Source organism: Streptococcus mutans (assembly GCF_006739205.1).
Classification (GTDB): Bacteria; Bacillota; Bacilli; order Lactobacillales; family Streptococcaceae; genus Streptococcus; species Streptococcus mutans.
On record NZ_AP019720.1, the window covers coordinates 1,091,468 to 1,117,442 of the forward strand.

Consider the following 25,975-nt stretch of genomic DNA (forward strand, 5'->3'; position numbering starts at 1 on the left):
ACCAAAAAAGTGACGAAAAATCGTCACTTTTTATCTTTCAATAATTTTATAGTAAGTTCTGCTCGTTAACTTGTAAATAATGAAATAAATAATCAAGATTCCAACTACAGTTAGAGCGCTAACAGTATAAAGGAATTTATCACCTTGTACACCAAACAGGAAGAGCAGCTTTTTAAGAATAGGCAAAGCAAAAACAAAATGTACGATAGCCATAAGTAAAGGCAGGAAGAAAACTAGGATAATTTGCGAGTTGATTGTTTTTTTAATTTGTTTTAAGCTCATCCCCACTTCTTGTAAAATTTTATAAGATCGCTTATCTTGTGTTCCTTCTGAAAGCTGTTTATAATATATAATTAAAGCAGCACCAAGTAAGAAGGCAATTCCCAATAGAAATCCTGTAAAGAGGAAACCGCCAGTCATTCTCAACCCTTCAGTACGATAATTCGCAGCAGTTGAGTAAAGAACAGCTATATCATCATCGCCATAGAGGAGTCCATGCTTAGCCTGACTCATTCTATTTAAAACCTGTTTTTCTTTATTTGTTAGATTAGCAAAAGCTAAAAATGTATAGGTATAATCATATTTTGATGCATCATCATAAGGTTTACGCATAGCTTCCATAGTTGCATCGTCAGGAACAACGAGAATACCCGCAGGTGTTGCTGAGTTGCTAATCACCATATTTTTAATAGATTTTATATGATAAACATTCTTATAAGTTTGACCAAACCAAGTTAAAGTTTTAAAGGGTTTAACAGTGGTATTTTGGCTATAACTGTAAAAGGCCACTTCTCCTGCTGATAATTGAGGGACTTTATTACCTATAGACCGGAAATCATCTTGCGTTATGATTTCCATTGTACCAGCATGATTGTTTTTATAGAATGTTCTATTAGTTGCAATAGACTTATCAAGAACTAAATTTTGCTTTTGTGTAAAAAGAACAGGATAGCTGATATCAAGGTAAGCTGAAAATTTTGCCTTACTATTATAGCCGGCTCTTTTGAGCGGTGCTAAGACCTGCTTTTGAAAAATTTCCTCAGCCTGTTGACGGTTACTGATATGTTTCATCTCAATCTGAGCATTTTTGGGATAAGCCATTTTAACCATATTTTCACTACTTGTATAGAGCGCCACTGTTGAAAATATAGTTACAAAAGCCATAATGGCTAGCAGAGTAATGTTAGCTAAACCGACAGCATTTTGCTTCATACGAAAAATCATCTGCGAAGTTGTTACAAAATGCTCTGGTTGATAAAAATAAGATTTGTTCTTACGACGACGTTTCAAATACCAAGTAGTAAAACTAATGTAAAAGAGATAAGTTCCTAAAATAACTGCTAAAATAGCCTGGAAAAAGCGTGTAATACCAAATATAGCATTAACATTACCAGAGGTGACAGATAAATAATAACCATAATCAATCGCTAAGATAGCAATAAAAGCTAAAACAATATTTCCTCTTGGCTCACGTTCTCCTTGACTTTGATTGCTAAAGAGATTAAGAGCTGATGTTTTGCTGATCTTTATAATATTAACTAGTTCTAAAAATAAGAAGATGACAGCAAAAAGAATAAGATTAATCACAAAAGCTGGTAGTGTTAATTGAAAATTTAGATCTTCATACTGAATAATATTGACAAAAATCAAGTAGAAAAAATTTGAGAGAACTGCACTGAGAAAAGTTCCTAGGATAATTGTCACTAAATAAGCAACTATCAGCTCTAATGTTGATACCCAAATGATATGCTTCTTATTCATTCCTAAAATATTATACAGACCAAACTCTTTATTACGCTGTTTAAGAAGGAAATTGTAACTATACAAACAAAGAATAGCTGCTAAGATATCAAGTACTATGGTAGCCAAACCTAGAGCATAAACTCCTGCCCCCATAGACTTAGCGGATGGACTAGTCATAAGGAGTACCGTAATAGTACTAAAAATAAAAGTTGTCACACTGACTAGAAAAAAAGGGGTGAAATGTTTAAAAGACTGCTTAATATTATTAAGAGCAAGTTTAAGATAGAACATGTTACTCACCTCCTAACAGCGCTGCCATACTTAGAGAAATTTCTTTGCTAAATTCTTGATTGCTTTTATTTCCTCTATAGAGTTGGTGAAATATCCGTCCATCTTTGATAAAAAGAACACGTTTAGCATGACTAGCAGCATTAGCTGAGTGGGTGACCATCAGAATCGTTTGGTCATCATTGTTAATAGCTTCAAATAAATTCAATAAGTCTTCTGAATTACGATAATCAAGTGCTGCTGTTGGTTCATCTGCCAAAAGGATTTGCGGATTGGTAATCAGACTGCGAGCAATAGCAACACGTTGTTTTTGACCACCAGAAAGTTCAAAGGGACGCTTTTCTAATAAATTTTGAATCCGTAATTTCGGAGCAAGGCGATACAAATGTTTTTCCATCTCCTTATAGTCTTTACGAGCAAGCACTAAAGGTAAAAAGATATTATCTTTGACAGAAAGTGTATCCAACAAATTAAACTCTTGAAAGACAAAGCCTAAGTTTTTAAGACGAAATTTTGCTAAATTGTTTTCTCTGATTTTGGTGATGTCTTGGCCATTTAGAATAACTGCCCCATTTGTCGGCTTTTCTAAAGTCGCTAAAATGTTAAGTAAAGTTGTCTTGCCAGAACCTGATTCTCCCATAATAGCGATAAATTCTCCCTTGTCCACTTTGAAGTCAACGTCTTGCAAGGCATGCGTCTCTTCTTTTGAAAAACGGGTACGAAAAACTTTTTCTAAGTGATTGATTTCTAAAAACATAGCTTCTCCTTTTTATCATTATAACTTAATTTATTTATACTACTATCTTAAAATAAAAAAAGAAAAGATATCTTACACTTAAAGAATCGTAGCTTACAAAATTGTAAGCATTGACATTAATTTAATAGAAGCCAAACAATATTTTAGTTTGGCTCTGTTTTTTTTGATAACAGCCAAAAAAGAAGCCTGAGAAATTTACAGCTCAGACTTCTTTTTAACATTAGAAGATGAAATAATCAAAACACTATTCTTCTAAGATAAGTATTAAAATCTAAAGAAATTGTCAAAGAATCCATTACGAGAGTGTCTAAAACGAACAGCACTGCTGCTGCCACGACCAAAGTCTCTTCTGTAATCATAATCCCAGTGGTTTCTTTGATCATGACTGGCATAACGATAAACACCATTTTCATCAAAGTAAACACGTCTTCCTTCAACAACATGCCAACCAATTAAGGCATAGCCATCATTGCCAAAATAGTACCAGTTTCCTGATGACGTTCTCACATAACGATTACGAACTTCATTTCCGGAATTAGGATCATAGTATTTGATACGACCTTTACGCTCTGTAATGAGCTCTCCCTTAGCCTGAACACCATTAGACTTAAAATAGAGGCGCTGTCCATTAACAACTCTGGTACCAGTTACAGCGATACCATTGTGATCAAATAAGAACCATTCTCCCTTGGAATTTCTAACAAAGCGATTACGAACTTCATTTCCGGAATTAGGATCATAATATCTTAGATGTCCATCTGCATCTCTGATAAATTCTCCTTTGGCTTGAACACCATTAGGTTTAAAGTAAAGACGTTGTCCATTGAACGTTACAGTACCGGTTACAGCGACACCATTGTGATCAAATAAGAACCATTCTCCCTTGGAATTTCTAACAAAACGATTTGAAATTTGATTTCCTGAGTCTCTATCAAAGTAACGCAGCTTTCCATCAGCAGTTGTAATAAACTGTCCTTTAGCTTGGAACCCAGAAGCATCAAAGTATTGAACAGCACCATGAATACGTGTTAAGCCGACAGCCATAATACCATTTTGAAAATAACGCCATTGTTGACCAAAGAGATAGTAACCATTTTCATAACGACGGCCATCATTTCCATAATAAGACAATACTTTATTACCATTATCATAAATAGCATTTCTTAATTGAATACCATTTGATAAGAAATAATAATTAGCACCGTTAATTGATTGAGCACCAGTGACCATATAACCGTTATTATCGAAATAATACCAATTATTTCCTAAGCTAATGAAAGCATTTTTAGCTTGGTTACCACTCGTTGAATAATAAACATAACCTTTACCATCAAATACCAATCCAGTTACAGAACTGCTTGTTCCGTGATTTGGGTTAACTAACGATTTAGGAAGGAAGGTGTTGTCTGAAACAAGACTGAAGTAAGTATTGGTTGCCTGATCTTTTAAGACATAGCCTGCTCCGCGCCCTAAAATATTTGTCCCATTAAAGTACTTGGCAGACCATTGCTTAATCTTAACAGAAGGATCCATCGGAACCCCTGTGGAAATTTGCTTTCTCGCAAAAAGCTCCGGATATTTAGCTTGCAGCTCCTCTAAGAAAGCTCCCCCATACTTGGCTTGTTGATCTTTACCAGAACTCTTACTGTCAGCAACATAAAGAACACTCTTAATTTGTGAGCCTTCAACCGGTTTTCCAAACTTATCAACACGGGTTGCTGTTACCACTTCTTTTTCAGGAAAAGCATACATTTGATCAGGCACCCAGTCAGCCATTACCTTAATGCCCTTGCTGTGTAACGCTTTGATGGCTTTCACCAAATCATCGGCTGTCCCGTATTTATTAGGTTTGGAAATTCCTAAGTCATAACGGTCCGTAAAAGCATAGCCGTTTTGGATCACAGAATCCAAGAAAGAACCATCTGTTGAAGACACATACTGCGGTGCCATTTCAAAATCTGTGACACCCCATTCCGCAAACTTATCCACATTCTTAGCAATCACAACATTGGTATATTCCTCTTTTTTAGTGGCGAAAGCTTGGAAATTAGAGAAACCTTCAAACATGACGCGTGAATCAAGGGCCGCATTTTGATGCACAGACTTGCCATCTGTTGATGGGGCCGTGCTAGCCGCAACGCGAACATCTTGATCAGCGGCAGCGCCTACTGGAACCCAAACACCTAAATAGCCAGAAACTTGAGGGTTGGCATAGCCTTTAATATCAGCCGCTGTGAAGATCAATTCCCCTCTGTCATTGGTGTAGCGCACCAAACCAGCCGCTTCTTGATCGGAATGATAAGCCTTGATACCGTTATCTGTGGTCAAGAGTAAAGGTCGGTAAGCTTGGTTCTTATGGGCTGCTCCCATATTGACAACCACGCGATCAGAAGCCTTCAAACGTAAAGAAGGGTTATTGCCTTCAATCACGGCCACTCCTGAAGTCCGTGTGGTACGGTCCCCTGTATCCGTTGCTTTCAAAGCACCTTTACCATAGCGGACAGACGTAATGATTTCAGAATTGCCAACCTGTTGATTGCGCATGGCTTGACCGCCTGAAACATACTTAATACGAGCTTTAAGCAGGGTTTCGATGGCTTCGTAATTGATCGTCTTATGAGCCATGTATTGCCCGTCATCTGTAAACATATCCCCATAATAGACACGCGGCACACTGGATTTGTTGGTTAAAAGCAGGGCATAAGAAAGTGCCGTATTATAGTGTGTGTATTTCTTCTCTGTAGCTAATAAGTCTTTGTTGTAAATCTCGAAAGCCTTCTTAATTTCCTCCATGGTGAAAGAATACCCGACAACATTGGGATTGATTTCTGCTCTAATAATATTGCGAATCAAGTCCTGCACTTCACTGTCATGGGCACGGATGAAGGAATAAGAAGGGACTGCGGCAGTTTCAGCATTATCATCAGTTCGATTCACCAAACTGTTAGTGATCAGAGGATTCATGCCTGAACGTTGATTTAAAGGTTTAGCTAATGAATAAAGCAAGGAAAGACGTAACCTGTTATCCATGTTAATCATATTGTCGCCATCATCATGAAGGTAAGGAGTATCATTATAACTCCATGCCTCTAAAATAGACAAATGATCATTAGCAGCCTTATCATTTTTATGGATCCCCTTAGCAGCTTTGAGGTAATCCCCAGCAATTTGGAGCAAGTCAGCATCCACATTATCCACCGCATCAACACGAATGGAATCAAAGTTAGCATCCGGATCATTGGCATAAATGTTGCCAAAGTTCATGAGAAAGTGGAGCCAGTTCAATTGTTCGGCCTGCACGACAGGATTGGAATTATCCACATCGTTGGCCAAAAGGAATTCGTAACCGCCAATGGTGCGATCAGCTGTATACCTTGGATCCTTCTTCCCAGTTTGATTGGTCGGGGTGCGATTTAAGATACGGTAGTTGGAATTAGCCTGTGAAGTTAGTTTGCTATTATTACTGTAAAGCAATGCCCCTTTTTGTAAGTGATCATCAAATGGTTTTTCGCTGTCACTGTTCCAAGCTGACTGTGTCTTAACAAATGCGGAAATAGTCTGACGCAGCCAATTGGTATTCTTTTCTGCAGTGATTTTTTCTTCGATCTTAGTTTGTATTGTCTGAGCAGCTAAATTCAATTGAAGCGGACTGGTTGCTGTATTGTATGTTTGATGAATACCAAGCTGTGCATTCATGTAGTTAACATATTGACGCTGCGTTTCTTGGTCAGGCCACCATGTCATCAATAAGGGACGGAAATCTTTTTCTGTTGACTGTGTCCATGTTTTACCATCCTTCAAGATGTACTTAGGACGATACCAACTCTCAGCTGTCAAATAATGATCAACATGTTCGAAGTTTGCAGCATCTGTACTATAGACCTGATTATATTGAGCAAAGCTGTTAGTGTTATCATTATTAGTGATATTACCCTTTTTACTAGGTAAAGTATTATTTGATAATGCTCCTGTTTCATCAAAGAAGAAAGTTTTCCCATTAATATTTAAAGCATAATTCTTTTGAAGAGTTCCATCTTCTTTATAATAATAATATTTACCGTTCACTTTTCTGATATTTTTGACATTACCTAAGGCTGCAATATCATCTTGACTAAGTGATGACGGCTGTTTTAATTTACCAATCTTTGGTTTTATTGGAACTATTTTATCAGTGACAGTTCTTGAATGTGCAGTATTATTGTTAGCAGGAACAAATTTACCAGTCGCAGTTAAACGGTTTACCGCTTTTGATGTAGCAATTATTTTGTCACTATTATCAGTTTTAGACTGTTCCGAAGTTGTTGTTGGTTTAACGTCAAAATTAGCTGTATTAGCAGTAGTATTTGTAGACTGGTTTGTTGTAGAAACATTATCAGTAACAGTGGCGGTTGGTTGAGATGTTGCTGAAGTTGCTGTACTTGTATCAGTAGCAGTCAGAGTTTCTTTTGCTGCTTCACTTGTCGTCACAAGACTAGCCTGAGATTCTGTAACCGCCTGTTGACGGTCGTCAGTTGAATCTGCTTTTACTAGACTTCCTGAAAGAGAGGTCAAAGTCACTACAGCTGAAGCAACAGATACTGTCACCCATCTTTTCTTTACTTTACGTAATTTAAAACGTACTTTCTTTTCCATATTTCCTCCAAAAATAGTTAGAGTTAGTGTTTTGATATAAAACACTAGTATTGTAACACTTTTATAACAAAAGCACAATGTATCGTAATTAATTTATAATGAAATTCTTCATTTTTTAGAAAAATAATAAATAATATTTAAAACTCCTAACCCTAGAAACGCCCTCTTAATTAACTTAAGAGAGCGTTTTTTCAATTAGTTAATCCGAACTCGTTCTCCAGAGTTAGCATCGTAATAACTGATACGGCCGTAGCGGTCAGTGACAAATTCACCTTTGACCTGAACACCGTTTGCTCTAAAGTACAGGTGTTGACCGTTAATGGTTCTGGCACCGGTTACGGCATAGCCATTGTTATCAAAGTAGAACCACTGACCCTGAGCATTGCGGACAAAGCGGTTGCGGATTTGATCCCCTGAATTGCTGTCGTAATAGCTGATACGGCCGTAGCGGTCAGTGACAAATTCACCCTTGACCTGAACACCGTTTGCTCTAAAGTACAGGTGTTGACCGTTAATGGTTTGAGATCCTGTCACTGCTGCACCATCTTCACCGAGATACAGCCATTTACCTTCTTCGTTTTCAATAAAACGATTACGATACATGTTCCCAGATTGCTTATCAAAATATCTTATTTTACCATCGGCAGTTGTTACAAATTTTCCTTTGGCTTGATAGCCCATTTCATCAAAGTATTGAACCTGACCATCAATTACAGTTAATCCAACACTCATTTCACCATTATTGAAGTGACGCCATACACCACTCATGAATTGATAATAACCATTTTCATAACGGCGACCGTCATTTCCATAATAAGCGTAAGTTCCATCTTCATTCTTAAGAATAGCATCTCTGAGCTGTAGACCATTTGATAAGAAATAATAATTAACACCGTTAATTGATTGAGCACCAGTGACCATATAACCGTTATTATCAAAATAATACCATTTATCACCTTCGCTGATGAAAGTATTTTTGGCTTGGTAACCACTCGTTGAATAATAAACATAACCTTTACCGTCATAAGAGAAACCAACTTGACTATCTTGGTTTAACAATGTTTTAGGAAGGAAGTTTATTTCTTTATTATCTGAAATATTAAAGTAAGTATTAGTTGCCTGATCTTTTAAGACATAGCCTGCTCCGCGCCCTAAAATATTTGTCCCATTAAAGTACTTGGCAGACCATTGCTTAATCTTAACAGAAGGATCCATCGGAACCCCTGTGGAAATTTGCTTTCTCGCAAAAAGCTCCGGATATTTAGCTTGCAGCTCCTCTAAGAAAGCTCCCCCATACTTGGCTTGTTGATCTTTACCAGAACTCTTACTGTCAGCAACATAAAGAACACTCTTAATTTGTGAGCCTTCAACCGGTTTTCCAAACTTATCAACACGGGTTGCTGTTACCACTTCTTTTTCAGGAAAAGCATACATTTGATCAGGCACCCAGTCAGCCATTACCTTAATGCCCTTGCTGTGTAACGCTTTGATGGCTTTCACCAAATCATCGGCTGTCCCGTATTTATTAGGTTTGGAAATTCCTAAGTCATAACGGTCCGTAAAAGCATAGCCGTTTTGGATCACAGAATCCAAGAAAGAACCATCTGTTGAAGACACATACTGCGGTGCCATTTCAAAATCTGTGACACCCCATTCCGCAAACTTATCCACATTCTTAGCAATCACAACATTGGTATATTCCTCTTTTTTAGTGGCGAAAGCTTGGAAATTAGAGAAACCTTCAAACATGACGCGTGAATCAAGGGCCGCATTTTGATGCACAGACTTGCCATCTGTTGATGGGGCCGTGCTAGCCGCAACGCGAACATCTTGATCAGCGGCAGCGCCTACTGGAACCCAAACACCTAAATAGCCAGAAACTTGAGGGTTGGCATAGCCTTTAATATCAGCCGCTGTGAAGATCAATTCCCCTCTGTCATTGGTGTAGCGCACCAAACCAGCCGCTTCTTGATCGGAATGATAAGCCTTGATACCGTTATCTGTGGTCAAGAGTAAAGGTCGGTAAGCTTGGTTCTTATGGGCTGCTCCCATATTGACAACCACGCGATCAGAAGCCTTCAAACGTAAAGAAGGGTTATTGCCTTCAATCACGGCCACTCCTGAAGTCCGTGTGGTGCGGTCCCCTGTATCCGTTGCTTTCAAAGCACCTTTACCATAGCGGACAGACGTAATGATTTCAGAATTGCCAACCTGTTGATTGCGCATGGCTTGACCGCCTGAAACATACTTAATACGAGCTTTAAGCAGGGTTTCGATGGCTTCGTAATTGATCGTCTTATGAGCCATGTATTGCCCGTCATCTGTAAACATATCCCCATAATAGACACGCGGCACACTGGATTTGTTGGTTAAAAGCAGGGCATAAGAAAGTGCCGTATTATAGTGTGTGTATTTCTTCTCTGTAGCTAATAAGTCTTTGTTGTAAATCTCGAAAGCCTTCTTGATTTCCTCCATAGTGAAAGAATACCCGACAACATTAGGATTGATTTCTGCCTTGATGATATCACGAATCAAATCCTGCACTTCACTGTCATGGGCACGGATGAAGGAATAAGAAGGGACTGCGGCAGTTTCAGCATTATCATCAGTTCGATTCACCAAACTGTTAGTGATGAGAGGATTCATGCCTGAACGTTGATTTAAGGGTTTAGCTAATGAAAATAATAGAGACAAACGCAGCTTATTGTCCATATTAATCATATTGTCGCCATCATCATGAAGGTAAGGAGTGTCGTTGTCACTCCATGCCTCTAAAATAGACAAATGATCATTAGCAGCCTTATCATTTTTATGGATCCCCTTAGCAGCTTTGAGGTAATCCCCAGCAATTTGGAGCAAGTCAGCATCCACATTATCTACCGCATCAACACGAATGGAATCAAAGTTAGCATCCGGATCATTGGCATAAATGTTACCAAAGTTCATGAGAAAATGTAGCCAGTTCAATTGTTCGGCCTGCACGACAGGATTAGAATTATCCACATCGTTGGCCAAAAGGAATTCATAACCGCCGATAGTGTTATCAGCTGTATACCTTGGATCTTTCTTTCCGGTTTGATTGGTCGGGGTGCGATTTAAGATACGGTAGTTGGAATTAGCATAAGGCGTTAATTTTCCTTCATTATCGTAAAGCACTGCTCCATTTTGTAAATGATCATCAAACGGTTTTTCGCTGTCACTGTTCCAAGCTGACTGTGTCTTAACAAATGCGGAAATAGTCTGACGCAGCCAATCAGTATTCTTTAAAGTTGTAATTTTGGCCTCAATTTTTGCTTGAATAGTTGCAGCTGCAATATTTAATTGCAATTGATTACTTGTATCATCATAAGTCTTGTTAATGCCAAGCTGTGCATTCATGTAGTTAACATATTGACGCTGCGTTTCTTGGTCAGGCCACCATGTCATCAATAAGGGACGGAAATCTTTTTCTGTTGACTGTGTCCATGTTTTGCCATCCTTCAAGATGTACTTAGGACGATACCAACTCTCAGCTGTCAAATAATGATCAACATGCTCAAAGCTCTGTGCAGAGCGATCATAAACTTGATTATATTTTTTGTATAGATTACTTCTTGTTGTGACGATATCTTTATTTACAGTGTCAATTGATGTATCAGTATAAGCGCCAGTTTCATCAAAATGTAAAATTTTGCCATCAGCAATTAATGTAAAATTAGTACGAACTTTGCCGTTATTGTCATAATAATAATACTTACCATCAATTTCTTTTACATTGGGAAGTTTTTCCAATATTTGTAGATTGGCTGCATTGCTATCATCAATAACATCTGTATCAGCTTCGGTTGTTTGTTTACTAATATTATTAGCAGCAGCTTCAGAAGTTTTGTCAACTGTAGTTGTTTGATTTTGAAGCTTTTCACCATTAGAAGCTGTTTCCCCAACAGTATAAGGATTACTTACAACCTCTTTGGGATTAACTACCGAAGTAGAGCTACTGCTTGTCGTTACTGTATGATTAGTTTGACTACTAGCAGCTTCTTGCTTAGATGTCGCTTCGGTTGTTACATTAGATTCTTCATTAGCAGTAACAACACTGGTATTAGAATCATTAGAAATTTGGGATTTCGATTCATTAGAATCTGCTTTAACCAAGCCACCCGAAAGTGTAGTTAAAGTCATCACAGCAGATGCAACAGATACTGTCACCCATCTTTTTTTAACTTTGCGCAGTTTATAACGCACTTTCTTGTCCATTAGGAACCTCCAAATTTTAAACTGTTTTATTCAAAACGTTATAATTGTAACACCTTTCTAATAATAAAACAATCTTTTTGCAACAAAAATTCTTTTTTCTTTAAAAATAAAAAAGAATATTCAAATTTTTTATTTTATTTATTATGACAACATGATAAAAACAAAACTATCCCACAAAAAAACAACAGTCTAATTGCTGTCGTTTTTTACATTATCTACAGGGAGTACCCACCACAATTGTCGCTGCTTACAGCATCTGGCAAAGTTGGAGATTACAAACTCCAACTTTAGCAATGAAACGACAGAGTTAGTTACTTGCGTGCCGTCCTCTTAAAACTGATTAGCAAAAAAGCCAATCAATAGATGAAATAGGCTTCCAAACAAATCTAATATAGTTATTTTCTATCTCAATATTTAATAAAACCAATATTTTTAAAAATCTTATTTAAACAGTTAAAAATTGCTGTAGATCTTTAAGTGATCGCTCAGCAATCTTCTCATAACGTTTCTTCTTATCACGAATACGTGGTCCACCCAAATCTTTGATGATACCAAAATTAATATTCATTGGTTGAAAATGCTTACTTTTTGTATGTGTAATATAATACGGTAAAGCACCAATAGCTGTTGTTTGCGGAAAGATTACTGCTTCTTCATCTTTGAAACGACGAACAGCATTGATTCCAGCAACAAGCCCAGAAGCTGCAGATTCAACATAACCCTCTACACCTGTCATTTGTCCAGCAAAGAATAGATTTGGATTTTTACACGTTGCAAAGGTAGGAGCAAGAAGATTAGGGGAGTCAATGTAAGAGTTGCGATGCATGACGCCATAACGAACGAAATGTGCTTGCTCCAGACCTGGAATCATGGAAAAGACACGTTTTTGTTCACTCCACTTAAGATGGGTCTGAAAACCAACAATATTGTAAAGGCTGCCAGCTGCATTATCTTGTCGAAGCTGCACAACAGCATAGGGAGCCTTATAATCACCATCTCGCGGCCCCTTGTAGTCTTGTGGGTATTCCAGACCAACTGGTTTCATGGGCCCATAAAGCAATGTTTTAATGCCCCGCTTGGCCATAACCTCAATAGGCATGCAACCTTCAAAGTATTTTTCCCTTTCAAAGGAGTTGAACGGAGCTTCTTCAGCATTGATCAAAGCTTCATAAAAACGTATAAACTCCTCCTTAGTCATAGGACAATTGAGATAGGCAGCCTCTCCCTTATCGTAACGCGACTTGAGATAAACCTTATCCATATCAATGGAAGATTGATCGACAATTGGCGCCGCCGCGTCATAAAAATAAAACCCTTCACCGCCGTTTAGTTTATAAATTTTTTTAGCCAGACTGTCACTTGTCAGTGGACCAGTCGCAATCACTGTAATAGCATCATCAGGAATTTCAGTTACTTCGTTTCGAATAACCTGAATGAGAGGGTTATTTTCAAGTTCTGCCGTAACGGCTTGAGCATAGCCGCTACGGTCAACTGCCATAGCACCACCTGCAGGTACACGATGGGCTTCACCAGTTCGCATGATAATAGAGTCCAAGCGGCGCATCTCTTCTTTGAGAAGACCGACAGCATTCGTTAAACTGTCACCACGAAAAGAATTCGAACAAACTAATTCCGCAAAATTACTTGTTTTATGCTGGGGTGTTCTTTTGACTCCACGCATTTCATAAAGCTTGACAGGAATACCGCGTTTAGCGATCTGATAAGCAGCTTCAGAGCCAGCAAGACCAGCCCCAACAACATTAATATAAGATTGAGACATAAAACAATACCTCTTTTTGGGACGGAAAAACAGCTCCCTAAAATCTTTCTTTTTTATTATTTGTTTATAATATCTTAATTCATCAAATTCTCTAATTAAGCTCTTTAAAATATTAGTAATATCTCTTAATGCAAAATAAAAATCATCTTATCTTCAGCTGTTATCGCCTTTTTTCATAAATATCTTGAATAAACTGAAGCATTACAGACTTATAAAGCCTCTTAAAATTTTACTTTTAGAGCTTTTTATATGTACAATAATAATCCTAAAATATAAAAGTGACCAGAAATACAGGTTGATCCTTTTTAAATTAGAAATTTTTTAATCCAAATTAAAAGTACAATACATCAACTTCATCACTTTCTTTATTTAACAGCTTTTTCCTTATAGTCACACTCCTCATTGCTACAAACAACTTGTTTGCCGCCGCCACGGATTTTTTTCTCAACGAGAAAATCTCCAGATTTTGGACAATCGCGGCCTATAGGTTTATTCCATGAAGTAAAATCACAATCAGGATAGCGATCACAGCCATAGAAAATACGATTACGCTTTGTTTTTCGCTCAATGACTTGACCTTTTTGACAAATCGGACATATCACTCCAATTTCTTTAGTAATAGCTTTGGTATTATGGCAATCTGGAAAATTACTGCAAGCGTAAAATTTACCATAGCGACCTAATTTAATAACCATTGGATGCCCACAAACATCACAGTCAAAACCGGCAGGTTCATCCTTAATTTGGATTTTTTCCATCTGTTCCTCTGCTTTAATAACCTCTTTTTCAAATGGTTTATAAAATTGGTCAATAACCTTCTGCCACTCCTCTTTGCCAATCTCAACTTCGTCCAGTTTACTTTCCATTTCAGCAGTGAATTTCACATCAACAATGTCGGGGAAAAATTCTATAATTAAAGAATTAACAATTTCACCAAGTTCTGTAGGCTCAAAACGCTTAGATACTAAACGTACATAGTAACGCTTTTGGATCGTCTCAAGAGTCGGTGCATAGGTTGATGGACGACCAACACCATTTTCTTCCAAAGTCTTAATAAGACTTGCTTCTGAATAACGAGCAGGTGGTTGCGTGAAATGCTGCTCAGGATTAGCTGAAATCTTTTTAACTGTTTCTCCCTTGATCATTTCAGGAAGTACTTTGGTCTTATCAGAATCGTTGTAAACAGCCATATAGCCCTTGAACTTAATCTGACTGCCGTTAGCGATAAATAAGACACCGTTTTGCGTCAAATTAACCTTAACAGTATCAAAAACTGCGGCGGTCATCTGACTAGCAACAAAACGATTCCAAATGAGAGTATAAAGTTTTAATTGATCTTTATCAAGATATTTAGCAATGGATTCAGGTGTATGATTAACATTAGATGGACGAATCGCTTCATGGGCATCTTGAGCACCGGAGGCATTGCGAACATGATTTCCGTGTTTAGAATATTCAGCACCAAAATGTTCAGTAATATAATTAGCAGCATCATTTTGAGCCACAGGGCTGATTCTAGTTGAATCTGTACGCATATAGGTAATTAGACCTTGCTGGCCATTAGAGCCAAGTCTTATTCCTTCATAAAGCTGCTGAGCAACCATCATGGTTTTTCGTGTTCTGAAATTAATCTTATTGGCGGCATCTTGTTGCAAGGAAGATGTCGTATAAGGAAGCGGTGCATTACGTTTTCGTTCTTTCTTTTCTACTTTGTCAACAAGAAAGTCATCATTCTTAATGCGAGTCAATACTTTCTTAACATCATCATTGCTTTTCAGCTTAGTTTTTTTGTTATCAAGTCCATAAAAATTAGCTTGGAATTTCTTATTTCCTTTTTTAAAGAAACCATCAATACTCCAATACTCCTCTGGTTTAAAAGCTTTGATTTCATTTTCGCGGTCAATAATAAGTTTAAGAGCAACAGACTGTACACGACCAGCTGAAAGACCTTTCTTAACTTTTTTCCAAAGAATAGGAGAAATAGAATAACCAACAATTCTATCCAAAACACGACGGGCTTGTTGGGCATCAACAAGATCCATGTCAATTTGACGCGGCTCGACAAAGGCATTTTTGACAGCATCTTTAGTGATTTCATTAAAGACAACACGGTTTTTACCTTTAAGATCTAAATCCAAAATATGAGCTAAATGCCAAGAAATCGCTTCCCCTTCACGATCCGGGTCACTTGCTAAAAAGATTTGCTTGGCATTCTTAGCTTCTTTTTTTAGAGAATTGATTAAGGGACCCTTGCCGCGAATATTAATATATTGCGGCTCATAATTATTATCAAAATCAATGGACATGCTTGACTTTTTTAAGTCACGAATATGCCCTACAGAAGCCACCACTTTATATGAACGTCCTAGATATTTCTCAATGGTTTTCGCCTTAGCAGGTGACTCGACAATGACTAAATTTTTCTTAGGAGTCGCTCGCTTTTTACTCGTCTTTTTTACTGTTGTCGTTGTTTTACTTGTCAATATTCTACACTTCCTATAAGTTATAAACTTCTAGAATGATATATCATTTTTAGAGTACTGTCAAGAACAAACTTCTACTATAGAAAAACTTTATTTAAAAGTTAAACTCATTTAAAATATCAAAGCCTGATGTAATGCATTTTGCTCCTTCTTGAATCAGGTGATGGCATCCTTCTGACTGGCCGTCTAAAATATTTCCTGGTACAACAAAAACATCGCGTCCTTCTTCCATAGCACGTTCACAAGTAATCAGACTACCCGAACGAATTTTTGCTTCTGCTACCATAACACCTTGAGATAACCCAGCAATAATGCGGTTCCGCTCAGGAAAATGATACTTAAGAGGTTGACTCTGTGCTTCATATTCTGATAAGAGCAAATGATTCTTTGCAATATAATCCTGCAGTCTTCGATTTTCTTTAGGATAATGAACATCTAGTCCAGTACCGATGACCGCAATTGTTGCTCCACCGCTTTTAAGACTTGCTAAATGTGCTGCAGTATCAATACCACGCGCTAAACCGCTAATAATAACAAATTGCTTACTTAAGTCTTGTATGATCTTTTTAACAGCAGCTACTCCCATTTGACTGGCGTTGCGAGAACCAACTACTGCTAATTTAGGCCGAGCTAGCAAGTCTAAGTCTCCCTGATAAAATAGAAGAACAGGCGGATTATAAATATTTTTAAGTTCCAAGGGATATTCTTTGTCCAAAATGGATAAAGAAGGAAAACGATTAAATTCTTTGCGTAATGCTTTGCTATCAAGATTCTTGTAATGTTCCATAAAAATTAAAGGCTTTTTATTTTTGGAAACAACAGCCATATCACGAAGAGACAAGGATTTTTGTGTCCTCTCTTCATAATCAATAATATTTAAGATATTCAGATTTGTTAGACCAGCTTTTTTAAGTTTAAATAGTTGAAAATTATCCATTTTTATACCTCACTATCTAAACTATTCGAAAAAACTCTATCAATTGATAGAGTTTCATTACATTATTTAGAAAAAATTATAAAAGAGACTGTATTTGAAAATAACAGCAAAATTGGCTTCATTATGAAAATGTCCAGCTAACATTTTTTCTTTTTCGCTTGTCATACTATTTATTTCCATCTTCTGATTCATTTTGTTTAAATTTAATTCTAAGCAGAGCGACTCCCAAAAATAAAAACAATATCCCTAATGCCAAGCATAAAATAACACCAATGATTCGTGTAGTAACGTCTTTAGTAGCCTCTGTAAAAATGTTATAAATTCCGACCAAAGTAAACAGTAAACCTAAACCAAAACTGATTAGAATATAATAAAGATCTCGATGTTTTGTCTTATTCAAAGATTCTACTGCTTTATTAGCAATTTTTCTCGATAACATATTAACCATAGTTTTATCTCCTTTTTGCTCCATTATAGCATGAAAGCGTTCGATTTTTTCGCTAATCGAACGCTTTTTCTTTATTTTTTATCAATAAATGATTGAACTTCTTTAATCATTGCTTTGGTTGTTCTAATACCACCTGTATTAAGGTACCAATTTTTACCATTAACTTGAAGGACATGATTGTTTTTAATAGCATTCGTATCCTTAATCACATCATTCTGCAAAATCTTATCTGCAGAAGCATCCTGACCAATTGTTGCTCCTCTATCTAAAACAAAGAGATACTGAGGGTTCTTTTCTGAAATATACTCGTAAGAAACTGGCGAGCCATGGGTGCTTACTTTATCTCCTTCATTAACAGCTTTAAATCCCAATTCCTTAAAAATCCAGCCAAAACGTCCTTTAGGCGATTGACTTAACAATTCACCACTGTTAGCGATAACGAATAATGCTGACGGATTTTTTAAATGATTCACTTTTGTTTTCAATTTTTTAAGAGACTGATCAAGCTCTTTATTATATGCTTTAGCCTTCTTTTCCTTACCGAAAATTTTACCAAAGGTTATTGCTTTTTCTTTAACACCAGTCATAAGATTAGCATCCATAGATGCTGAACCGTAAACAATAGCAGCCTTTGGAGCAGCTTTTTTCAGCTCTTCGATGTTTTTAGATGTCGCGGAACGCCCGCTGATAATAATTAAGTCTGGTTGCAGTTTTGCAATTGTTTCAAAGTCAGGTTCAAAAAGTGAACCTGCATTTTGATATTTCTTAGCTGAATAAATTTTTTTCATATCTTTATTCAACATATTAAGGCCATGTTGAGATTTTGGGATAGCAACAACATTTTTTTCTTTGCCTAAGGCGGTGATAGTATCCAAGGCTCCTAAGTCGTAAACGACAACCTTTTGAGGGTTCTTTTTGACAGTAACCGTCTCATTGACCATTTTTGGATTTGATTTTTTATCTTCTGATTTAATGGCATAATTATTTTCCACTTTTACAGTTTTATCCGCCGCAAAGGCTTTAGATGTAAAAGTAAAAGCAAAAATAACAAGTAAAAATGCTGCAAATAAGTTTTTAAATGGTTTCATTTTCATCTCCTAATCTTTGATTAAGTAAGCTTCGTGAAAAAGAGCAGCTATTTGCTTAATAATTTATGTGCTGTTTCGCAATGTATTTGCTCCTGAGGGTCAAAATAGTTACAAATCTTTCTTCCTTGATAAGTTTCAATTTTTATTGGCATATCGTAGATTTTAGACAAGACTTCTTCTTTGACCACTTCATCCACATTTCCATTGGCAATAATTTTTCCTTCTTTTAAAGCAACAATATTGTCAGCATAGCAAGAAGCAAAGTTAATATCGTGAATCACAAGTATAATCGTTTTATTAAAATCTTTTACCAAACGCCTTAGTATCTGCATAATCTGAACAGAGTGTTTCATATCCAGATTATTTAAAGGTTCATCTAGTAAAATATAGTCTGTATCCTGAGCTAGTATCATAGCAATAAAGGCTCGTTGTAATTGACCGCCACTTAATTCATCAAGAAAGCGATCTTTGATCTCCTCAAGTTCCATATAAGCAAGCGCTTGTGTTATTTTATCTTGATCGTTTTGGGTCAATCTTCCTTGATGATGAGGGAACCTTCCAAAAGCAACCAATTCTGCTACCCTAATTTTAAGATTAATATAGTTTGTTTGCCTTAAAATAGCCAGCCTTTTGGCCAAATCATTATTATTAAATGATTTTAATGCTTTTTTGTCTAATAGGACTTGTCCACTATCTCCTTCAATCAAACGGCTCATAATAGATAAAAATGTACTTTTCCCTGAACCATTTGATCCGATGATAGCTGTGATTTTTCCTTTTTCAATATTCACAGTTAAATCGTTAAGAACGGGCTTTCGTTGATAATGTTTGATAATATTTTTAACAGAAATCATTTATCTTTACTCTCTTTCAGTAAAATGAGGATAAAGTAAATTCCTCCAATAAAGTTTAAAATAACGCTCAGTTGCGTTTCTAAAGTCAGGACATATTGAACAATAATTTGACCACCGACAAGTGCTAACATGCCAATCAGAATGCTAGCTGGTAGCAAAATACTATGCCGATAAGTTGGAAAAATATGATAGGCGAGATTAACCACTAAAAGGCCAAGAAAGGTAATTGGACCGACAAGTGCTGTCGAAACTGAAATCAAAATAGATACTAAGATAAAAAATTTCATGACCAGAAGATCATAATCCAAGCCCAAACTAATCGCCACATCTTTTCCCAACAAAAGTACATCCAATTTCCTCAAGGAAGTCCAACTAATTAAAAGCACAAAAACGACTATAATAAGGGATACCCACAATAATTTTGTATTAATGGCATTAAAACTAGCAAACAAATTGGTTTGCAAAATCAAAAAATCATTGGGATCAATGAGCATCTGAAAAAAAGATGACAAAGAACTAAAAAGGGTATTTAAAACTAAACCACAAAGAAGTACAAAATAAATAGAATACTCCTGCTGTTTAAATAGGACCTTAAACAGGAAAAATGCAAAGCCCACCATAATCAATAACGATAAGCAATAATTTGACAATGCTGATATTTTAAGAGTCTGCTGACTTCCCAAGAAAAACAGCATGATTGTCTGAATAAAGACGTAAACACTATCTAAACCAATAATACTTGGTGTTAAGATACGATTGTTACTAATCGTTTGAAAAATAAGCGTCGAAGCACCAACACATACAGCCGTCAGTAAAATTGCTAATAACCGCTTATAACGTGAATTGACCATATAGATTATTAAAAATTTATTAACATCTGGACCGATGCCATAAAGTAGGTAAAGAGCTGATAAAGTAATAACTAGAACTAAGATTAACCATAATTTTTGTTTGAAAGTTAATATCATGAACGCCTTCTTCCCTTCATTAAAAAATAAAGGAAAAAGATACTTCCTATTATTCCCATAGTCAATCCAATAGAAACTTCATATGGAAAAATAATAAGACGTCCAAAAATATCACAAATAAGCACAATAACAGCACCTAAAAAAGAGGTTAATATTAAGTTGTTCTTCATATTATCGCCCTTGATAGCAGAAATCGAATTAGGAACAATCAAACCTAAAAAAGGAAGACTGCCAACAACTGTTACAATGATAGCTGTCATAACCGAAACAAGAACCAAGCCTAAATTAATAATAAATTGATAATTCAAACCTAGATTTTTAGAAAAATCTTCTCCCAAGCCAGCTATAGTAAACTGATGAGCATAAAGGTAAATTAATACCATGCAAGGCAGCACCAAAAATAAAATCTCATATCGATGAGAAGTCATGATGGAAAAATGACCTTCTAACCAACTGTTTACAGACTGCAATATCTGAAACTGTACTCCTAAAAAAGTACTGATTGCAGATACAACTTTCCCCAACATCAGACCTACTAGAGGAATGAAAACATCATCCTTAAATTTAATAACCTTTAAAAGATAGATAAAAAACAAAGAACCAAAAATGACAAAGACCGATGAAATAATCAACTGCAATAGTAAAGAAGATTTACTAAATAAGATAATAGTGACAACAACACCTAGCTTTGCCCAATCCATTGTCCCAGCCGTTGTCGGTGAGACAAATTTATTTTGCGTTAATTGCTGCATAATTAAACCACAAACGGCTAAACTAGAGCCAGCAATTAAAATACTAACCGTTCTAGGAATGCGACTAGATAATAAAATGTTAAGTTGTGAATCGTCTAAAGAGCCCAGTTCAAAAAGCGATAGACTCTTAACACCGATAAATATTGAAACGAGAGAAAGAAAGACTGCAGCTGCACCCAGCACTGGAACAGTGAGTACTTTTTTCATAGGCATTCCTCTCGAAAAATGATTAATTAAAGTAAGCTTAATTAGCTTACAAAACCATTTTATCATAAAGTTTAAAAAGTTCACGTTATTTTTGAAATCCGATAGAAAACTGTAATATAACATTGATTAAATATTTTCATAAAAAGAAAAGAACTAAAACAAATACAGCCTTTTTAGTTCTTTTCTTTTAACATTGACTTAATCGGTTCAAAAGTTCTTCGATGAATAGGAGTTACGCCCAAGGTTTCTAAACCTTCTAAGTGTTGTTTAGTACCATAACCTACATTTTGAGCAAAACCATAACCAGGATAAATCTCGTCATATCCAATCATCATCCTATCTCGCGTTACCTTAGCAACAATAGAGGCTGCTGCTATCGAAAGCGAATGAGCATCTCCTTTGATAATGGAAGACTGAGGAATTGAAATACCAAGATTCATAGCATCAATTAAGAGATAATCCGGTCGGCTAACTAGACCTTGCAAATCGTCAATAGCCTGCAACATAGCCATTTTAGTTGCTTCATAAATGTTGACTTGATCAATCATTTCACTAGAAATACGACCAATACCAATAGCTAGGGCAACTTTTACGACCTGTTTGTAAATCTCTTCATGCTTCTTTTTGGGAATTTTTTTAGAATCATTAAGATGTCTGATTTTACAGTTTTTAGGCAGAATAACACAAGCTGCCACAACAGGACCTGCTAAGGGACCCCTGCCAACTTCATCAATACCTGCAATAGCTTGGTAGCCTTGCAAATACAGATCTTTTTCATAGCGCAGCATGTTTTCCAAACGTACCTCTTCGTCTAAATCTGCTTGAATGATTTTTTTACGCTGCCTAACAGCTGCCTGAACGCCTGAACGGGCATCTGCCTCAAACTCTGTCCAATGTGGATCTAAGAGGTCAGAAATGGCCGCCAGCTGTTCTTTAATTTCCTTAATCGTTGCCATCTAATTCTGCCAATCTATCCAATGTATAACATCCCAAACGACCATCACGTACATCCTTGATAAAAACTTGATAAAAACGATCATAATCATCACGAAAGCCTAATTTTTGTGTCATGCTCATAATGATTTCAGGTGCTTCCTCTTCCAAATCAATACCTTTGTAACGTTCTAATAAACGTTCTGGATAGTATCGCTTGAAAAAATCAAGACCAAAAATCGTTATCTCATCCATAGGCAGTAGATTGTCTTTAATAGCTCCGGTCATGGCCAATTTGAGTCCAACTGCTTCCTCTTCAAATTTAGGCCAAAGAATACCCGGTGTATCTAAAATTTCCAAATTTTTATTAGATTTCAGCCACTGTTGTCCCTTAGTAACACCAGGTTTGTTTCCCACAATAGCAATTTTTTTACCAGCCAAACGATTCATTAAGGTTGATTTACCAACATTGGGAATACCAACAATCATGGTTCGTAAGTTCTCCTTCTGAATACCACGTTCACGGAGTTTGACAAGCTTATCGGTCATTAATCCTTTAGCCGCTTCAGTCACCTTTTTGACTGCTGACTGCTCTTTAGAATTAACAGCCAACGCCTTAATCCCCTGCTTCTCAAAAAAGTTACACCATTCTGCTGTGCAGGTACTATCTGCTAAATCTACTTTATTTAAGATTATCAGCTTTGGCTTATCACCAATAATCTTAGTTAACATAGGATTTTGACTTGACAGAGGTAAACGAGCATCTACCAAAATCGTCACAAAATCCACAAATTTGAGATTTTCCTGCACTTGTCTGCGGGCTTTTGACATATGCCCAGGAAACCATTGAATTTTAGACATGAAACAACCTTTCAATAACTTTATTTTAGTCTTATAACTTGAATAATTCTTTTCTAAAATTATACCATAAGTCAAAAAGCATGGAATAGGTTCTTATCATTTTACGGCAAAATATCTTGCTAAATCATTAAAATATATAGAATTAGAGCCACTATTCTAACTCCATATTAAATATGTACTAGCCTAGATAGACATTTTAAAATAATTTATCATAACCAATTTTTATATTAGGGAAGTAACTTGTAACAGCAGCAAATAATGGCTGAAGTTCTTCATCTGTTTTCTTACCACGATTGCAAATAAATAGACTAACTTTCTTATTATCCATTTTGACTGCAACGAGAAAAGATTGTTGATTGACAGCAATAAAAGAACGTCTGGTCTTAACAATGCGATGGTAAAGTTGCACAACTTGATGCAGATCTACAAGAGCAAATCCTCTATGATAAGTTATAAGATGATTTTTATAAATAATAATTTTAAGCTTATCATCATGATAAAGCGATTCAGAGATGAGAGGGTCTAAATTACCATTTAATTCAGGATAAGCAGCATAAAGCTCATCATAAGCTCGATTAACCTTATATCTAACATAGAAAGCGATACCTATAAAAAGCAAGCCAAGCAAACCTAAGAGGCCACATACAATTGGTAGGCTAGTCTGATCAGATTTTATATCATAGAGAGAAACATAAGTATAAAATGAAAAATATTTGTTCAACTCAGGCTGTGATCGTAAAATACCAATCATTGCACCAGAATAATTTCGAATAACATGGCTGGTACTTCTATGGGTGTTATAATACTTCACTGCAATGCGTTTAGGATGCTGTCTTAGTGAACTGCCAGCTTTTAATAATCTAGCAATATCCTTATCCTCTTCTTTAGATTCTAAACCAACATAACCATTGTCTTTATATTTCACAAGCCAAATAACTGTCTTGTGACCATCAATATCTGCTATAGGTTTGGAATAAATATCACGAATTTCAAGCGTCACCTTGTCTCCCGAAGAGGCCTTTGTAGACTCGCCGTTATAAGAAACTGCTTGACTATTGTTCTTATAAGAAACTGCTAGAAAAATCCCTACGGCTCCAATGATAAAGAAAATTCCAAAAACAAGATATAAAACAAACCCTTTATTACGGTTTTCCTTTAACATAAACAACCTCCACTTTTTGCTTATCACTACTTTTTCAGTATAACATACGCTTTTTAAAAGACAGCCTTTGTCATTAAATCTTAAAAAGAATTCAATAATCGTTGTAAATACAAAATGAGAGTCACAACAAATCAGTAGCTCAAGAAGAAGTTGATTTGTTGTGACTCTCACCTAATTTTAGATATTGATAAAGACAGCCAAGTCAGTACCATTAAAATTTACTAATTAGCAATAATTTAATTACTCAGCATCGTATTCTTAAATGAAAGAATCATTGACAGATTTTATTTAACTTGTTCAAAATGCAAGTGTACATTAATATGATCATCGTAACCATTGCGCTCAAGATCACGTTGAAGGCGGTAAGAAATATAATGCTCAGCAATTGTGATATAACCGGCATCAAGCAAACGATGTTCCACTTGTGATTGAATCATGCTAATTGTGGGCCGTTCAGTCTGTGCCTCTTCTAAATCAACAACAACCTTTTTGGTAACTTGTGCCAAATCTTGACGCAAGGCATCATCTAATACATAAACTGTTTGTGCTGCACCAAGAATAGCTTGATATATCTTATCAGGATCAAAATCAACAACTTGACCACTACGTTTGATAACTTGCATAAGAACCTCTTTTCTAAATGTTACTAACATCTTTCATTACTATTATTATCTAAATTGTCGGATTAATTGTCAAGTTTTTTATCTTAATCTATTACTTTTTGACTGATATAAGTACAATAGAAAATCGATCATATTATAAAGGCTTTTTTAAATGATTCCTCAATAATGAAAATTCTCTACTTCATCACTATCGCTGAGATTTTCAATATCCTAAATAACTAAAATATCATTTAAATTCACTTTCGAATAGTAATAGTAATTATAGCCCCATTCAAAAAGCACACTAGCAAAAACCAGTGTGCTGCAATCATTTCTCAACAATTTCAATAATGCGTCTAGCTTCTTCATCAGTACAAGCAACTAATGGCAAGCGCAAAGGCCCTGCATCAAAACCTTGATGATTAAGAACTGCTTTGACAGGAGCTGGACTGGCAACAGAGAAGAGCGCGTGAACTTTAGGAAGAAATTGACGCTGAATCCCAGCAGCCTTTTTAATATCACTCTTTTCAATAGCCTCCACCATAGCAAATAACTCATCGCCATTAGTATGTGAAGCTACACTAATAACGCCATCAGCCCCTAAACTAAGAGCATGAAAAGCCTCGCCATCTTCACCCGTAAAGATTAAGAAATCATCTGGCTTATTGTCAACTAAATAAGCAATATTATCAAGATTTGTACACTCTTTAACACCAATAATATTAGGATGCTGAGCCAAACGAAGCATGGTATCAGTTTCTAATGTTGTCACAACGCGTCCCGGAATATTATAAATAATAATAGGCAGATCACTAGCATCAGCAAGAGTCATAAAATGCTGATAGAGCCCTTCTTGTGTCGGTTTGTTGTAATAAGGAACAATAGCTAAACCAGCAGAAAAACCACCAAAGTCAGCAACTTCTTTAACAAAGTTGACAGAATCACGTGTATCATTTGTCCCCACACCAGCAATTAAAGGAACACGTCCATTAACAATTTTTTGAACGGCAGCAAACAACTCCAATTCTTCATCATGAGTAAGAGTAGGACTCTCAGCAGTTGTTCCCGCTAAGAGCAAACCTTGAGTATGATGAGCCAGTAAATGCTCAATAAGCTTTGGAAGAGCAGCAAAATTGATTGATCCGTCTTCTTTAAATGGGGTGATGAAAGCTGTAATAATGTTGACGTCTTTAAAATCTTGAATTGACATGTTCTCTCCCTCTCACTTTAATACACCATTATTA

General features: G+C 36.2%; 16 protein-coding genes and 1 pseudogene. All 17 read right to left on the bottom strand.

From position 1 onward, the window contains the following. Nucleotides 1-30 precede the first annotated feature (30 nt). Entirely contained in the window at nt 31-2,034 is a 2,004-nt protein-coding gene (locus tag FNL60_RS05675) for an ABC transporter permease (RefSeq protein ID WP_002280279.1), read from the bottom strand. A gap of 1 nt (nt 2,035) precedes the next feature. Continuing rightward, entirely contained in the window at nt 2,036-2,788 is a 753-nt protein-coding gene (locus FNL60_RS05680; protein WP_002263239.1) for an ABC transporter ATP-binding protein, read from the bottom strand. A 264-nt stretch (nt 2,789-3,052) separates the two neighbouring features. After that, nucleotides 3,053-7,420, bottom strand: coding sequence for a glucosyltransferase GtfC (gtfC, locus tag FNL60_RS05685; RefSeq protein WP_002311922.1), 4,368 nt, complete (start codon nt 7,418-7,420; stop codon nt 3,053-3,055). 204 nt (nt 7,421-7,624) lie between these two features. Continuing rightward, nucleotides 7,625-11,656 (bottom strand): annotated as a pseudogene (gene gtfB / locus FNL60_RS05690) (glucosyltransferase GtfB); the annotation flags it as partial. 445 nt (nt 11,657-12,101) lie between these two features. Continuing rightward, entirely contained in the window at nt 12,102-13,436 is a 1,335-nt protein-coding gene (trmFO, locus tag FNL60_RS05695) for a methylenetetrahydrofolate--tRNA-(uracil(54)-C(5))-methyltransferase (FADH(2)-oxidizing) TrmFO (protein ID WP_002262867.1), read from the bottom strand. A gap of 365 nt (nt 13,437-13,801) precedes the next feature. After that, nucleotides 13,802-15,919: a type I DNA topoisomerase gene (gene topA / locus FNL60_RS05700; RefSeq protein WP_002262866.1), complete on the bottom strand. Its 2,118-nt coding sequence runs from the start codon at nt 15,917-15,919 to the stop codon at nt 13,802-13,804. 94 nt (nt 15,920-16,013) lie between these two features. Beyond that, nucleotides 16,014-16,856, bottom strand: coding sequence for a DNA-processing protein DprA (gene dprA, locus FNL60_RS05705; RefSeq protein WP_002262865.1), 843 nt, complete (start codon nt 16,854-16,856; stop codon nt 16,014-16,016). Nucleotides 16,857-17,022: 166 nt separating this feature from the next. After that, a complete protein-coding gene (locus tag FNL60_RS05715; RefSeq protein ID WP_002262863.1) occupies nt 17,023-17,304 on the bottom strand; it encodes a hypothetical protein in 282 nt (93 codons plus the stop codon). Nucleotides 17,305-17,375: 71 nt separating this feature from the next. Then, nucleotides 17,376-18,392, bottom strand: coding sequence for a siderophore ABC transporter substrate-binding protein (locus tag FNL60_RS05720; protein ID WP_002262862.1), 1,017 nt, complete (start codon nt 18,390-18,392; stop codon nt 17,376-17,378). A 47-nt stretch (nt 18,393-18,439) separates the two neighbouring features. Beyond that, nucleotides 18,440-19,246: an iron ABC transporter ATP-binding protein gene (locus FNL60_RS05725; protein ID WP_002262861.1), complete on the bottom strand. Its 807-nt coding sequence runs from the start codon at nt 19,244-19,246 to the stop codon at nt 18,440-18,442. After that, nucleotides 19,243-20,214: an iron chelate uptake ABC transporter family permease subunit gene (locus FNL60_RS05730; protein ID WP_002262860.1), complete on the bottom strand. Its 972-nt coding sequence runs from the start codon at nt 20,212-20,214 to the stop codon at nt 19,243-19,245. Before FNL60_RS05730 ends, FNL60_RS05725 begins: the two co-directional genes overlap by 4 nt. Then, nucleotides 20,211-21,173: an ABC transporter permease gene (locus FNL60_RS05735; RefSeq protein WP_002262859.1), complete on the bottom strand. Its 963-nt coding sequence runs from the start codon at nt 21,171-21,173 to the stop codon at nt 20,211-20,213. Before FNL60_RS05735 ends, FNL60_RS05730 begins: the two co-directional genes overlap by 4 nt. 173 nt (nt 21,174-21,346) lie before the next feature. After that, a complete protein-coding gene (locus FNL60_RS05740; RefSeq protein ID WP_002262858.1) occupies nt 21,347-22,129 on the bottom strand; it encodes a ribonuclease HII in 783 nt (260 codons plus the stop codon). After that, complete coding sequence (gene ylqF / locus FNL60_RS05745; RefSeq protein WP_002262857.1) at nt 22,116-22,967, bottom strand: ribosome biogenesis GTPase YlqF; 852 nt, start codon at nt 22,965-22,967, stop codon at nt 22,116-22,118. The genes FNL60_RS05740 and ylqF overlap by 14 nt, the downstream gene beginning before the upstream one ends. Before the next feature lie 196 nt (nt 22,968-23,163). Continuing rightward, nucleotides 23,164-24,129: a hypothetical protein gene (locus tag FNL60_RS05750; protein WP_002262856.1), complete on the bottom strand. Its 966-nt coding sequence runs from the start codon at nt 24,127-24,129 to the stop codon at nt 23,164-23,166. Between the two features lie 284 nt (nt 24,130-24,413). Further along, nucleotides 24,414-24,752, bottom strand: a complete 339-nt coding sequence (locus FNL60_RS05755) for an ATP cone domain-containing protein (protein WP_002262855.1) — start codon at nt 24,750-24,752, stop codon at nt 24,414-24,416. A gap of 307 nt (nt 24,753-25,059) precedes the next feature. After that, nucleotides 25,060-25,941 carry a 4-hydroxy-tetrahydrodipicolinate synthase gene (dapA, locus tag FNL60_RS05760; RefSeq protein ID WP_002262854.1) on the bottom strand — a complete coding sequence of 294 codons (882 nt, stop codon included), beginning with the start codon at nt 25,939-25,941 and terminating at the stop codon, nt 25,060-25,062. Between the last annotated feature and the right edge of the window lie 34 nt (nt 25,942-25,975).